Source organism: Mycobacterium hackensackense (assembly GCF_025822555.1).
GTDB classification, from domain to species: Bacteria; Actinomycetota; Actinomycetes; order Mycobacteriales; family Mycobacteriaceae; genus Mycobacterium; species Mycobacterium fluoranthenivorans.
In genome coordinates, this window is record NZ_JACKUC010000030.1 from 1,628,817 (window position 1) to 1,641,163 (window position 12,347).

General features: G+C 67.3%; 12 protein-coding genes and 1 pseudogene. 6 read left to right on the forward strand and 7 right to left on the reverse strand.

What is annotated here, in order from left to right; all coding sequences use genetic code 11:
• Nucleotides 1–15 precede the first annotated feature (15 nt).
• Entirely contained in the window at nucleotides 16–621 is a 606-nt protein-coding gene (gene kstR, locus H7J86_RS17340) for a cholesterol catabolism transcriptional regulator KstR (protein WP_170847140.1), read from the reverse strand.
• A gap of 276 nt (nucleotides 622–897) precedes the next feature.
• Here kstR and H7J86_RS17345 point away from each other — a divergent pair, with 276 nt between their 5' ends.
• Nucleotides 898–3,054 carry an acyl-CoA dehydrogenase family protein gene (locus H7J86_RS17345; protein ID WP_267292284.1) on the forward strand — a complete coding sequence of 719 codons (2,157 nt, stop codon included), beginning with the start codon at nucleotides 898–900 and terminating at the stop codon, nucleotides 3,052–3,054.
• On the opposite strand, the pseudogene H7J86_RS17350 reads toward H7J86_RS17345, so the two are convergent.
• A pseudogene (locus H7J86_RS17350) lies at nucleotides 3,049–3,651 on the reverse strand (TetR/AcrR family transcriptional regulator); the annotation flags it as partial. The gene H7J86_RS17345 and the pseudogene H7J86_RS17350 overlap by 6 nt on opposite strands.
• Before the next feature lie 61 nt (nucleotides 3,652–3,712).
• On the opposite strand from H7J86_RS17350, the gene H7J86_RS17355 reads away from it, so the two are divergent.
• Nucleotides 3,713–4,207 (forward strand): hypothetical protein, encoded by a 495-nt coding sequence (locus tag H7J86_RS17355; protein ID WP_267292286.1) that lies wholly within the window; start codon nucleotides 3,713–3,715, stop codon nucleotides 4,205–4,207.
• On the opposite strand, the gene H7J86_RS17360 is transcribed toward H7J86_RS17355, so the two are convergent.
• Complete coding sequence (locus H7J86_RS17360) at nucleotides 4,200–4,772, reverse strand: hypothetical protein (RefSeq protein WP_372517287.1); 573 nt, start codon at nucleotides 4,770–4,772, stop codon at nucleotides 4,200–4,202. The genes H7J86_RS17355 and H7J86_RS17360 overlap by 8 nt on opposite strands.
• Nucleotides 4,773–4,815: 43 nt before the next feature.
• On the reverse strand, nucleotides 4,816–5,868 hold the full coding sequence (locus H7J86_RS17365; protein WP_090354192.1) for a ferredoxin--NADP reductase: 1,053 nt from the start codon (nucleotides 5,866–5,868) through the stop codon (nucleotides 4,816–4,818).
• Between the two features lie 151 nt (nucleotides 5,869–6,019).
• Here H7J86_RS17365 and hsaA point away from each other — a divergent pair, with 151 nt between their 5' ends.
• Genes hsaA through hsaB form a run of 4 tightly spaced genes read left to right on the forward strand, consistent with a single transcriptional unit; the run spans nucleotide 6,020 to nucleotide 9,548 of the window.
• The gene (gene hsaA, locus H7J86_RS17370; protein WP_267292288.1) at nucleotides 6,020–7,204 is read left to right on the forward strand and encodes a 3-hydroxy-9,10-secoandrosta-1,3,5(10)-triene-9,17-dione monooxygenase oxygenase subunit; all 1,185 of its coding nucleotides are present in this window, start codon (nucleotides 6,020–6,022) and stop codon (nucleotides 7,202–7,204) included.
• Nucleotides 7,204–8,067: a 4,5:9,10-diseco-3-hydroxy-5,9,17-trioxoandrosta-1(10),2-diene-4-oate hydrolase gene (gene hsaD / locus H7J86_RS17375; protein ID WP_267292290.1), complete on the forward strand. Its 864-nt coding sequence runs from the start codon at nucleotides 7,204–7,206 to the stop codon at nucleotides 8,065–8,067. The genes hsaA and hsaD overlap by 1 nt, the downstream gene beginning before the upstream one ends.
• Before the next feature lie 12 nt (nucleotides 8,068–8,079).
• Nucleotides 8,080–8,979 (forward strand): iron-dependent extradiol dioxygenase HsaC, encoded by a 900-nt coding sequence (hsaC, locus tag H7J86_RS17380; protein WP_090354194.1) that lies wholly within the window; start codon nucleotides 8,080–8,082, stop codon nucleotides 8,977–8,979.
• Nucleotides 8,980–8,981: 2 nt separating this feature from the next.
• Nucleotides 8,982–9,548 (forward strand): 3-hydroxy-9,10-secoandrosta-1,3,5(10)-triene-9,17-dione monooxygenase reductase subunit, encoded by a 567-nt coding sequence (gene hsaB, locus H7J86_RS17385; protein WP_267292292.1) that lies wholly within the window; start codon nucleotides 8,982–8,984, stop codon nucleotides 9,546–9,548.
• A 24-nt stretch (nucleotides 9,549–9,572) separates the two neighbouring features.
• Here the strand turns inward: hsaB and H7J86_RS17390 are convergent, their stop codons facing one another.
• From H7J86_RS17390 to H7J86_RS17400, 3 genes are read right to left on the reverse strand one after another with little or no spacing between them, the layout of a single operon-like run.
• Nucleotides 9,573–10,565 carry a hypothetical protein gene (locus H7J86_RS17390; protein ID WP_187097140.1) on the reverse strand — a complete coding sequence of 331 codons (993 nt, stop codon included), beginning with the start codon at nucleotides 10,563–10,565 and terminating at the stop codon, nucleotides 9,573–9,575.
• Nucleotides 10,566–10,594: 29 nt separating this feature from the next.
• A complete protein-coding gene (locus H7J86_RS17395; RefSeq protein ID WP_187097139.1) occupies nucleotides 10,595–11,368 on the reverse strand; it encodes an alpha/beta fold hydrolase in 774 nt (257 codons plus the stop codon).
• Between the two features lie 44 nt (nucleotides 11,369–11,412).
• Nucleotides 11,413–12,312, reverse strand: coding sequence for a LysR family transcriptional regulator (locus tag H7J86_RS17400; RefSeq protein ID WP_372517288.1), 900 nt, complete (start codon nucleotides 12,310–12,312; stop codon nucleotides 11,413–11,415).
• Nucleotides 12,313–12,347 lie beyond the last annotated feature (35 nt).

Here is a 12,347-nt window from a genome sequence, read left to right on the forward strand (position 1 = left end):
CTTCGCTCGCTCCCGTCACACCTTAGGCTGATCCCCGTCGCCGATGAGCAACCGGACCGCCAAGTCGAGGCGTTTGCTGACGTCGGTGGCCGAGGCCCGCCGGGTCAGCCACGCCAGCAGGTTCGACAGCCACACATCGGAGATCACGCGCGCGATGTGGTACTGGTCTTCGGTCGGTTCGCCGTCGCTCATCGCGCGGGCGAACATCGAATCCATCAGCTTGCCGACGTGATCGACTTCACCCGCCGCGGAGGCGTCGGCGAAAACGAAGGCCCGCGTCATGGCCTCGGTGAGCAGTGGGTTGCGCTGCATGGACCGGTTGAGCCGGCCGACCATCATGTTCAGCCGCTGGTACGGGGTGCCGCCGGTGAGCGAGGCCCGGTCGGTCTTGGCGTCGATCCGCTCGAATTCGCGACCCAGCGCCGAGACCAGCAGATGCACCTTGGACGGGAAGTAGCGGTACAGGGTGCCGACGGCGACATCGGCGCGTTCGGCGACCGCACGCATCTGAACCGCCTCGTAGCCGCCCTTGGAGGCGATGGCGAGGGTGGCGTCCAGGATGCGCTTGCGGCGCTCGCGCTGTGCTTCTGACCCCAGTTCGGATTCGGCGAGGACGGCCACCGTCGTCACCTGACGTGGTGAGTCAGAACCCGATCCGGGCTGTGCTGGTGACGACATTGGGTGGAGTGCTCCTTCGTACGGCGTTCTTCATCAGAAAGATACGCATGCCGACAGCTAATTTCCCACCTCCGAGCACCTTGGACAAGCCGACACCGAGCGGTCGCAACAGTCGTGTCCTGCCGTGATGGCGGTCGACTTGACGTTCGAACGCTGGCACTATTAGAACACGTTCTAGTGGGAAGCGTGGCCTTCTCACCCAATGGCGAGGAGTTGCCCGTGTCCGTGAAGGCGCCGAAGAACGACACGTCGGACCGGTTTGCCGCCCGAGAACTGGTGCAGAGCTGGGCCGCCGGCTCGAATTCGATCACCGCGGTGCGTGATGTGGAGCTCGGTGACCCCGACGCCTGGCGGGCCCCGTACGACGGTTTCGCGCAACTAGGGGCGTTCGGTGTCGCGGTCCCGGAAGAGCACGGCGGCGCGGGGAGCACTATCGAGGATCTGCTGGGCATGATCGATGAGGCGGCCGCCGCCCTGGTGCCCGGACCGGTCGCCACCACGGCGCTGGCCACGTTGGTCGTCGATGACCCGGAGGTGCTGGAGGCGCTGGCCGCCGGCGAGCGCAGTGCGGGCCTGGCGCTGGAATCCGACATCACGCTCTCCGCCGGGACGGCATCAGGTTCGGCCAAATGGGTGCTCGGCGCCGATCCGTCGGGTGTGCTGGTGCTCCCGGCCAGGGGGCAGGAGCACAGCGACTCGGGGGACGGCACCGGCGGTGAGTGGATCCTGGTGGACGCCGCTGCCGACGGGGTGACCATCGAGGACCTGGAGGCCACCGACTTCTCCCGGCCGCTGGCGCGCGTCACGCTGACCTCGGTGCCGGCTCAGGTGTTGTCCGCCCCGGCCCGCCGTGTCGAGGATCTGGTGGCCACCGTGCTGGCCGCCGAGGCCGCGGGCACCGCCCGCTGGCTGTTGAACACCGCCACCGAGTACGCCAAGGTGCGTGAGCAGTTCGGCAAGCCGATCGGCAGTTTCCAGGCCGTCAAACACATGTGCGCCGAGATGTTGCTGCGCAGCCAGCAGGTGGCGGTGGCGGCGGACGACGCTGCTGCCGCGGCATCGGACGGGTCCGATCCCGAGCAGTTGTCCATCGCCGCCGCGGTGGCTGCGGCAGTGGGAATCGACGCCGCCAAGGAGAACGCGCGTGACTGCATCCAGGTGCTGGGCGGTATCGGGATCACCTGGGAGCACGACGCACACCTGTACCTGCGTCGGGCTTATTCACTGTCGCAGTTCCTCGGCGGCCGGTCGCGCTGGTTACGGCGTATCGCCGAGCTGACCCGGGCCGGGGTGCGTCGCCAGCTGCATGTGGACGTCGCCGAAGCCGAGGCCGTGCGCGCCGAGATCGCCGCCGCCGCGGCAGATATCGCCGCACTGCCGGAAGAGCAGCGGCAGCGCGCGCTGGCCGAGTCCGGTCTGCTGGCGCCGCACTGGCCCAAGCCGTACGGCCGCAACGCCACGCCCGCAGAACAATTGGTGATCGATCAGGAACTCGCCGCGGCGCACGTGGCACGGCCCGACATCTCCATCGGCTGGTGGGCCGCGCCGACGATCCTGTCCGCGGGTACACCCGAACAGATCGAGAAGTTCATCCCCGGCACGCTGACCGGCGACATCTACTGGTGCCAGCTGTTCTCCGAGCCGGGCGCCGGCTCGGACCTGGCCGCGCTGCGCACCAAAGCCGTTCGCACCGAGGGTGGTTGGCTGCTCACCGGACAGAAGGTGTGGACCTCCAACGCGCACCGCTCCAACTGGGGTATCTGCCTGGCGAGGACGAATCCCGATGTGCCCAAGCACAAAGGCATCACCTATTTCCTGGTGGAGATGGACGCCCCCGGTATCGATATCCGCCCGCTGCGTGAGATCACCGGGGATGCACTGTTCAACGAGGTGTTCTTCGACGACCTGTTCGTCCCCGACGAGCAGGTCATCGGCGAGGTCGACGGTGGCTGGCCGCTGGCCCGCACCACGCTGGCCAACGAGCGGGTCGCCATCGCCACCGGCGGCGCGCTGGACAAGGGAATGGAACACCTGCTGGCCGTCCTGGACGGCCGCGAGCTCGACGGTGCCGAGGCGGATCGACTCGGCACGTTGATCGTCGCCGCGCAGGTGGGTTCGCTGCTGGACCAGCTGATCGCCCGGCTGGCGGTCGGCGGACACGACCCCGGGGCACCGTCGAGTGTGCGCAAACTCATCGGTGTGCGCTACCGCCAAGGCCTTTCAGAGGCCGTGATGGATTCCCTGGACGGTGCGGGCATCGTCGATTCCGCCGATGTCCGGTACTTCCTGAACACCCGGTGCCTGTCCATCGCCGGCGGCACCGAGCAGATCCTGCTCACCCTGGCCGGGGAGCGCCTGCTGGGTCTGCCGCGTTAGGTAGCCCGCCAGCATCTCGACGATCGCGTCCTCGAGCTGCTGGGCGTCGACCGGTGCCGTGATGAGCCGGTGAACCAGCGACTCGATGGTCGCCACCGTGATCCGGGCGGCGAGAACAGGGTCGGCGGCGGTCATCTCCGGATGGGTGCGCAGCAGCTCCGCGGCGACCGCAACCGCGCGCTGCTCGGCCTCGCGCAGGCGGGCTAACAGAGTGGGCGAGCGTGGTGCCTCCTCGAACAACACCCGGTGCAATGCCGGGTTGTCCCGGTGGTTGTCGATGGTGGCCCGGATGAACAGCCGCAGCGTGTCCGCCAAACCGGCGGGCAGCCCGGCGGACGCGCGCTGGGCCAACAGCGCCGTTCCGGCATCGAGATGCGCATCGGTGAGCGCCGACAGAATCGCATCCTTGTTGGGGAAGTACTGATACAGCGATCCGATGGACATATCGGCGGTGGCCGCAATGCGATTCGTGGTCCCCGCGGCGTATCCGTGGGTGCTGAAAACGTGAGCAGCTGCATCCAGCACCCGTTGCCGGGTCTCTATCGAACGGGCTTGTCTCGGCTGCTTACGCGACCGGAATCGGTCGGTCGGGGCCATCGTCACCTCCGGGTGAAAAGCGAGTAGTCAGCCGCGGCAAGGCCTTCGGAGAATGGAAGTCATGCAGCGAGTACACGTCGAGATCATTCTGCCCACCGATGCCGACGAGGTCTGGCGGGCCATGCACTATCCGGTGACGTTCCTCTACGTGTGCCGTGGACTGTTCGGTATGCCGGCACTGGTCGGGCGCAGCGCGCCGCTACGGGTGGGTGAGCGGGGATCGGGCTGGCTGTTCGTCTTCCACGTGTTTCCCGCCTACAGGCACACCTTGGAGATCGTCGGCGTCGACGAATCCACCCGCACCATCACCACCCACGAGTACGGCGGGCTGCTCAAGGCGTGGAATCACACCCTGCACGTCGAGCCCGCCTGGGGCGAGCGAAGCGACGGGGAAAAGACTGGCGAAAACCGTTGTCGCTACAGCGATACCGTCGACATCGACGCGGGTGCGCTCACGCCGGTCGTGGTGCTCGTCGCCAGGGGTCTCTACCGCTACCGGCAGCGGCGCTGGCACCGCCTGGTGGCCAGGCACCTGACACCGGGACCGGTCAGCTGAAGGTGGTCTGCGCGCAGGCGCTCGGGGTGTTCACATTCACCCCGCCGAACACCACCTGGATGTCCGAGCACACGATGAATCCGGCCTTCAGGTTGGGCTGGCCGGTGCGCCAGTCGGTCTGCACGGAGTCGCCGTCGACGGCGAAACGCTCCAGTGGCCCGCCGCCGAAGTAGGTCACCGAGATCTGGTAGTCGGTGATCGACTTGTAGGCCTTGGACAGCACGTTGTCGTGGTTGGCGCCCTTGAGTTCCCGCGGCATCCCGGCCGGGGCGCTGTACCAGGCGTTCTGGTAGACGTCGCGGTCGGTGCTGCGGACCGTGACGGTCTGCCGGGCCCAGGTGTCCCCGGGCAGTCCGACCGGACCGTCCGGCGTCAGCAGGTTGGCCTGGGTGTTGAAGAAGCACCGGCCCTCGCCGCCCGCGCAGTTGGCGGTGACGTGCATCTCGACGGTGCCGTTGGGTGTCGGTATCGACGTCGTCGCGGTGTTCACCCCCGCGGCGGCCACCGGACTGTTGAGCGCGGCGACCGAACACGCGGCCGCGAGCACTCCTGCGAACTTCTTCACGGCACACTCCCTGTGGTCGGTCCGGCAGATGTTAGCCCGGGCGCTATTCGTCGTAGGTGACTTCCACGGAATCCGAGGTGGGCAGCGCCTGGCACGCCAGGATCAGCCCCTCCTCCAGATCGGACGGTTCCAGCACGTCGTTGATCTGCATCTCGACGTCTCCGGATTTCTTGACCACCGCGCAGGCCCCGCAGTGGCCCTCCCGGCAGGAGAACGGTGCGTCCAGCCCCTTGTCGAGCAGCACGTCGAGCAGCTTTGCCCGGCGCGGCCAGGACACCTCGTGGGTGGTGCCGTCCAGGGTCACCACCGCGGTGGCCGGACCCTCATCGCTGGTGTCTTCTTCCAGCACCACGGCGGCGAACGGGTCGGAGTCCAATGACTTGAACACCTCGATGTGGATGCGGTCGGCGCCCGCGGCCTTGAGGGCTTCCTCGGCGGCGGCCATGAACGGGCCCGGCCCACAGATGAAGGCGTCGTGCCCGGCGTACGGGCCCACCAGCCCGGCCAGTGTCGTGGCGCTGGGCAGGCCTTGCACCGTCTCCAGCCAGTGGATCACCGTCAGCCGATCCGGATATTTGGCGGACAGCTCGCGCAGGGTGGCGCCGAAGATGACCGAGTTCTCGTCGCGGTTGGCGTACACCAGCACCACCCGGCCGGCGCCCTCCGACAGCGCCGATTTGCAGATCGCCAGCATCGGGGTGATACCGCTGCCGGCCGCCAGCAGCAGGAAATCGGTGTCCAGGGTCTTGGGGACGAAGGTGCCCGACGGGGCCAGCACGTGCATCCGCATACCGGCATGGGCGTTGTCGCACAACCAGTTCGATGCGTACCCCTGCGCGGTGCGCTTCACGGTGACGGTCAGCTCGTCACCGGTGAACGGCGAGCTCGATAGCGAATAGCAGCGGGCCACCGACCCGGTCCGATCGCTGGGGACGCGCAGCGTGAGGAACTGGCCCGGTGCGTACCGCAAGCGGTCGGCCGGGACCGTACTGCCTTCCGGCACTGCGAACACCAGCGACCGCGCATCCGCGGTCTCCTCCACGACGCGGGTCACCTGCAGTTCGAGCACGTGACTGCCAAGCGGCTCATCCGCCACAGTGGACCCCTCTCCTCACCCCGATAACTAGAACATGTTACAAAAACGAACTTGCGCAGGTCCAGCCGCTGAATCAATGCCCTGCTCGACACAAATCGTAACGTGTTCTAATCTCTGTCTAGTGGTGGATCTCGATCCGGGAGGCAATTCAGTGACGTCCATTGAACAGCGTGATGTGCAGGCGGTCCTCGCCGGCATCGATGATCTGCTGCCGAAGCTGCGCGAACGGGCACAACTCGCCGAGGACCAGCGTCAGGTTCCGTACGAGACGGTCAACGAACTCGACGAGATCGGCTTCTTCAAGCTGCTGCAGCCCGAACAGTGGGGTGGCCTGCAGGCCGATCCGACGTACTTCTACGAGGCGGTCCGGCGGCTGGCCAGCGCGTGTGGCTCGACCGGCTGGATCAGCTCGATCATCGGTGTGCACAACTGGCATCTGGCGCTGTTCGACCAGAAGGCCCAGGACGAAGTCTGGGGCGACGATCCGACGGTCCGGGTGTCGTCGTCCTACGCGCCGATGGGTGCGGGCATCGTCGTCGACGGCGGCTATCTGGTCAGCGGCGCCTGGCAGTGGTCGTCCGGTAGCGAACACGCCAGCTGGGCGTTCCTCGGCGGCCCGGTGATCAAGGACGGTCGCCCGGTCGACTTCGGCAGCTTCCTGATCCCGCGCACCGAGTACACGATCGACGATGTGTGGCATGTGGTCGGCCTGAAGGGCACCGGCAGCAACACCGTCGTCGTCAAGGACGTGTTCGTGCCCACGCACCGCTTCCTGTCCTACAAGTCGATGAATGACGGCACCGCGGGCGGGTACCAGAACAACACCGCGCCGGTGTACAAGATGCCGTGGGGCACCATGCACCCCACCACCATCTCCGCACCGATCGTGGGCATGGCCTATGGCGCGTACGCCGCGCACGTCGAGCATCAGGGCAAGCGGGTGCGTGCGGCCTTCGCCGGCGAGAAGGCCAAGGACGACCCGTTCGCCAAGGTCCGCATCGCCGAAGCCGCCAGCGATATCGACGCCGCCTGGCGCCAGCTGATCGGCAATGTCGGCGACGAGTACGCACTTCTGCAGGCGGGCAAGGAGATTCCGTTCGAGTTGCGCGCCCGGGCGCGCCGCGACCAGGTGCGTGCCACGGCGCGCTCCATCGCCTCGATCGACCTGCTGTTCGAGTCGGCCGGTGCCACCGCGCTGGTGACCGGCGCTCCGCTGCAGCGGTTCTGGCGTGATGCGCACGCCGGCCGGGTGCACGCCGCCAACGAGCCCGAGCGCGCCTATCTGATCTTCGGCAACAACGAGTTCGGCCTGCCGCCCGCGGACACGATGGTCTGATGACTGCGGTATCTGAAATCACGTTCGAATCGACCTCTCGGTACGCGCAGGTCCGCGATGACATGCGGCTGCACTACCACGAGGCGGGCGACCCTACCGCCGACACCATCGTGCTGCTGCACGGTGGTGGCCCCGGCGCGTCCAGTTGGTCGAACTTCTCGAAGAACATCCCGGTGCTGGCCGAGCAGTTCCACGTGTTGGCCGTCGACCAGCCGGGTTACGGCCACTCCGACAAGCACACCGAACACGAGCAGTACAACCGCTACAGTGCCACCGCGCTGCTGAACCTGTTCGACCACCTCGGTATCGAACGCGCTGCGCTGGTGGGTAATTCGCTCGGCGGCGGCACCGCGGTGCGGTTCGCGCTGGACAACCCCAAGCGGGCCGGCCGGCTGGTGCTGATGGGCCCGGGCGGGCTGAGCGTGAACCTGTTCGCGCCGGATCCGACCGAGGGCGTGAAGCTGCTCGGCCGCTTCGCCGGGGACCCGACCCGGGAGAACATCGAGAAGTTCCTGCGCATCATGGTGTTCGACCAGAGTCTGATCACCCCCGAGCTGGTCGAGGAGCGCTTCCAGATCGCCAGCACTCCCGAGTCGCTGGCGGCCACCAGGGCGATGGGGAAGTCTTTCGCGGGCCCGGATTTCGAACTCGGCATGATGTGGCGCGATGTCTACAAGCTGCGCCAGCCGGTACTGCTGATCTGGGGGCGCGAGGACCGGGTCAACCCACTGGACGGGGCGCTGGTGGCGGTCAAACAGATCCCCCGGGTGCAGTTGCATGTCTTCGGCCAGTGCGGCCACTGGGCGCAGCTGGAGAAGTTCGACGAGTTCAACAAGCTCACCGTCGATTTCCTGACGGGTTAGAAAGGCAGCACCATGAGCATCAAGTCGCTGGGGTACATGCGTATCGAGTCGACCGATGTCGCGGCGTGGCGGGAGTTCGCGCTGAAAGTGCTCGGCATGGTCGAGGGTGACGGCACCACCCCGGGTGCGCTCTACCTGCGGATGGACGAGGTTGCGGCCCGCCTGGTGATCGTGCCGGGTGACCAGGACCGCCTGCTCATCTCCGGCTGGGAGGTGGCCGACGCGCCCGCTCTGCAGAGCCTGCGCGAGACCCTGGCCAAGGCCGGGGTCACCTTCGCCGAAGGCACTCGTGAGGAGAAGTCCGAGCGCCGGGTCGAGGGGTTGATCCGGTTCACCGACCCGGCCGGGAACGTGCTGGAGGCGTTCCACGGCGCCCAGTACCTGGGCCGCCGGTTCGTCAGCCCGTACGGCCACAAGTTCGTCACCGCCGAGCAGGGCCTCGGGCACGTCGTGCTCACCTGTGACGATGACGTTGCGGCGCAGGCCTTTTACCAGGACGTGCTGGGCTTCCGGCTGCGGGACTCGATGAGCCTGCCGCCGCAGCTGGCAGGCCGCCCCGCCGACAGCGACCCGATCTGGCTGCGCTTCTACGGCTGCAACCCGCGCCACCACGCGCTGGCCTTCATGCCGATGCCCAACCCGACCGGCATCGTGCACCTGATGGTCGAGGTGGAGAATTCCGACGATGTCGGCCTGTGCCTGGATCGCGCGTTGCGCCGCAAGGTCAAGATGTCGGCGACGCTGGGCCGGCACATCAACGACAAGATGCTGTCCTTCTACATCAAGACCCCGGGCGGCTTCGACATCGAATTCGGTTGTGAAGGGCTCGAAGTCGAAGACGAAAACTGGGTGGCGCGGGAGAGTACCGCCGTCTCCCTGTGGGGCCACGACTTCAGCGTCGGCTTCAAGTAACCATGGCCGTTCAGCCGATCGACCCGCGCACCTTCCGTCATGTGCTGGGGCAGTTCTGTACCGGCGTCACCGTGATCACCACGGTCCATGACGAGGTGCCGATCGGTTTCGCCTGCCAGTCCTTCGCCGCCCTGTCGCTGGATCCCCCGCTGGTGCTGTTCTGCCCCACCAAGCAGTCGCGGGCCTGGCAGGCCATCGAGGCCAGTGGCAGGTTCTGCGTCAACATGCTGCACGAGAACCAGCAGCACGTGTCGGCCCAGTTCGGTTCGAAAGCGCCGGACAAATTCGCCGGAATCGACTGGAAGCCTTCCGAACTGGGTTCACCGGTGATCGACGGAACGCTGGCGCACATCGACTGCACGGTGGCTTCGGTGCACGACGGCGGGGACCATTTCGTGGTCTTCGGCGCGGTGCAGGCGATGTCCGAACCCCAGGCGATCAAGCCCCGTCCGCTGCTGTTCTACCGCGGCGAGTACACCGGGATAGAACCGGACAAGAACACCCCGGCGCAGTGGCGCGACGATCTGGAGGCGTTCCTCACCGCCACCACCTCAGACACCTGGCTGTAGTGGCACGAGCCTGCGAACAAGCGTCTAATCTCCCGTGCGCGCAAGTGTGACGTCGAGCTCGACCTTGGCCGGGCAGTCGCCGGTATAGTCCTGATACGACTTTCCGACCAGACCCAGCAGCGGGTCCTGCGGGCCCTGCGGCAGCGGCAGGTCGTCACGCGAGGACTGCCGCACTTTGCCGATGTTGTCGGTGCAGTGCGCATCCCCGTCGGGGAAGTTGGCGGTGAAATGCCCGTCGCCGTAGATCATCACGAACAGATTGTGGGTGTCGGGGCTCGTCATCAGGGAGATGCAGCGGTCGCCGGTGCGCAGGCAGAACGTCGTCGCGTTGTAGGTGTGCGCCGGGAACACCTCACCGGTCTGGGGGTAGGTCTGGGTGTAGACGTAGGTGCCCCGCAATGCCGCTCCAGGCGCGGTCTTGAGGGGTGGCTCGGCCGCGGGATCCGGAGGCTGGGTGCTGTTGTCCGCACCGCGGGTGGGGGCCAGGGCCATGGCGCGTTTGTTGGCGCACAGCGGTGGCGCGGTCGCCCAGGTGTACTCGCCTTCGAAGGAACCGTCGATGCGGGCCTTCAGTTTGATGATCGTCCAGCCCTGCGCGTCGACCTCGACATCGCCGACCTTGCATTTGTCGGGTGCTTCGCGAACCATCAGCCAGTCGCCGTCGACATAGTCGAACACCAGGTTGTCCGACGCCGGGGCGTCGGGCTTGCGCGGGTCGATGATCGCCACGGTGGCCACGCAGGCGCCACCCTCACGGCAGGTGGATCGTGCCACCCATGTCTCGGTGCGCGCGGTGCCCGCGACCGGCTTGCCGTCCGGGGTGGCGATCGGGCCGATCTCGACCTTGAACGAGCCGTTCAGGACGGGACCGGCTTTCGGCACTTCGGCTTCCTTACCGGGCATCCCGAGCGTGAACAGACACGCGGCGAATCCGCCGAGCACGGTGGCGATCAGCGCCGCCGCAGCCAGTAACTTCACCAGGGTGCGTTGCGCGCCCTTGCTCAATCCGAGTGCCATCGCGCTACAGGATGCCATCTCGGCCGCGCTCAGTTGTCGATATGCGTCCCCACGAAGTCGATCACCGTGGCGGCCACCTCGCGGTGGACGGTCTCGTTGAGCACATCGTGGTGTGCCCCGGCGAACTCGGCGAGGCGCAGCGGGCCGATCTGTTCGGCGTAGGCCCGCACCGGGCCGATCGGTGCGATGGGGTCGGCGGTGCCGTGCACCGCGAGGGTGGGCACCGACAGTGCAGGCAGTTCGGTACCGAACCGGTCCCAGGCCGCGTCGAGGGCGCGGGCCAGTGGGGCGCCATCGGCATCGACGAACGCGAGCGGGTCGTTCTCCAATGAGTCGACGTAGAACGCGTCGCCGGACAGCCAGCTGGGGTCGAGCTCGAATTCGGAGTCGGTGTCCAGCAATTCGGGGATGGGGATCAGCGGTGCACCGGAGACCACCGCCGCGCGATAGCGGTCGGGTTGCTCCAGTACCCGCAGCAGGGTGACCACCGCACCGAATGAATGCCCGGCCGCGATCAGCGGCAGGCCCGGCCGGTTCCGCTCGACGATCGCGGTCAGTTCCTCGCCCAGCGCCGAGCTGTCGGCCAACGTGCCGAAGTTCCCGCGCGGTCCAGGGCTCAGTCCGTGGCCGCGCTGATCCACCGCCCACAGATCGATCCCGGCGGCATTCAGCGTGAAACCGTACCGGTGGTACAGACCGGTGTGCTCACCGAAGCCGTGCAGGAAGACGATGGCGGCGCGGGGATCGCTTGCGGCCCAATGCCGGTAGTAGGCGCGGGTGTCGCCGGATTCGAGGAAGGGCATGACACCACTGCATCAGGTGACGCGGGCGGCGACAAGCGTTTCGCTCACGGCGCACCGAGCAGGATGTCGTGCTGGTCGGCCATCTGCCGGCGGATCGCCTCGACCACGGCGGACACCTCGGGCCTGCGTAATGTCTCGGCCCGGGTCACCAGCCAGTAGGTCAGCCGCGGCGAAACCGCTTCGGGGAGCACGCGAACGAGGTCGGGCCAGCGGTCGGCCATGAAACACGGCAACAGGCCGAGGCCGGCGGCGGCACGGGTGGCCTCCACGTGGACGAAGACGTTGGTCGACGAGATCGACTCCCGAGTGGCCGGTGCGAAATTCGCGGCCAGATCGAGGTCGTCGACCTGCAGCATCGAATCGATGAAGTAGACCAGCGGATGATCCACGACCTCGTCGATGGAGGTCGGGGTGCCGCGTTCGGCGAGGTAGTCACGCGACCCGTAGAGGCCCAGGCAGTAGTCGCCGAGCCGGATGGCGAGCGCCCGGCGCACGGTGGGTGCCCCGACCACGATTTCGATGTCGACGCCGGAACGCTGCTGGCTGGCTCGCCGGGTGGCGGCGACGATCTCGACGGCGACTTTCGGATGGTGGCGCTGGACCTGGGCGGCCGCGGGTGCGGCGATATAGGCGCTGAAGCCATCGGTCGCCGAGATTCGTACGGCACCGGCCAGCGTGGGCGACTGGCCGGGGAAGCCGCTCAACGACTGCACCGCGGCCTCGACGGCTTCCGCGGCGGCGAGCACCTCCCGCCCGCGGTCGGTGAGTTCCCAACTGCCGCCGACGCGGGTGAGGACCCGGGCGCCGATCGCCTCCTCGAGGGCGGCGATGCGGCGCGAGATGGTGGTGTGGTTGATACCGAGGTGTTCGGCCGCGGTGACGTAGCGCCCGGTGCGCCCGACGGCCAGCAGGATCAACAGATCATCGGCGCTCGGCAGTGCCATATCTGCATTTTTGCAGACTCGTCCTGCGCATCTGG

Coding starts and splice junctions, on each gene's coding strand:
- hsaC (WP_090354194.1), top strand. CDS start 8,080: ATGAGCATCAAGTCGCTGGGGTACATGCGTATCGAGTCGACCGATGTC.
- H7J86_RS17355 (WP_267292286.1), top strand. CDS start 3,713: ATGCAGCGAGTACACGTCGAGATCATTCTGCCCACCGATGCCGACGAG.
- H7J86_RS17395 (WP_187097139.1), bottom strand. CDS start 11,368: ATGCCCTTCCTCGAATCCGGCGACACCCGCGCCTACTACCGGCATTGG.
- H7J86_RS17400 (WP_372517288.1), bottom strand. CDS start 12,312: ATGGCACTGCCGAGCGCCGATGATCTGTTGATCCTGCTGGCCGTCGGG.
- hsaB (WP_267292292.1), top strand. CDS start 8,982: ATGGCCGTTCAGCCGATCGACCCGCGCACCTTCCGTCATGTGCTGGGG.
- H7J86_RS17390 (WP_187097140.1), bottom strand. CDS start 10,565: ATGGCACTCGGATTGAGCAAGGGCGCGCAACGCACCCTGGTGAAGTTA.
- hsaD (WP_267292290.1), top strand. CDS start 7,204: ATGACTGCGGTATCTGAAATCACGTTCGAATCGACCTCTCGGTACGCG.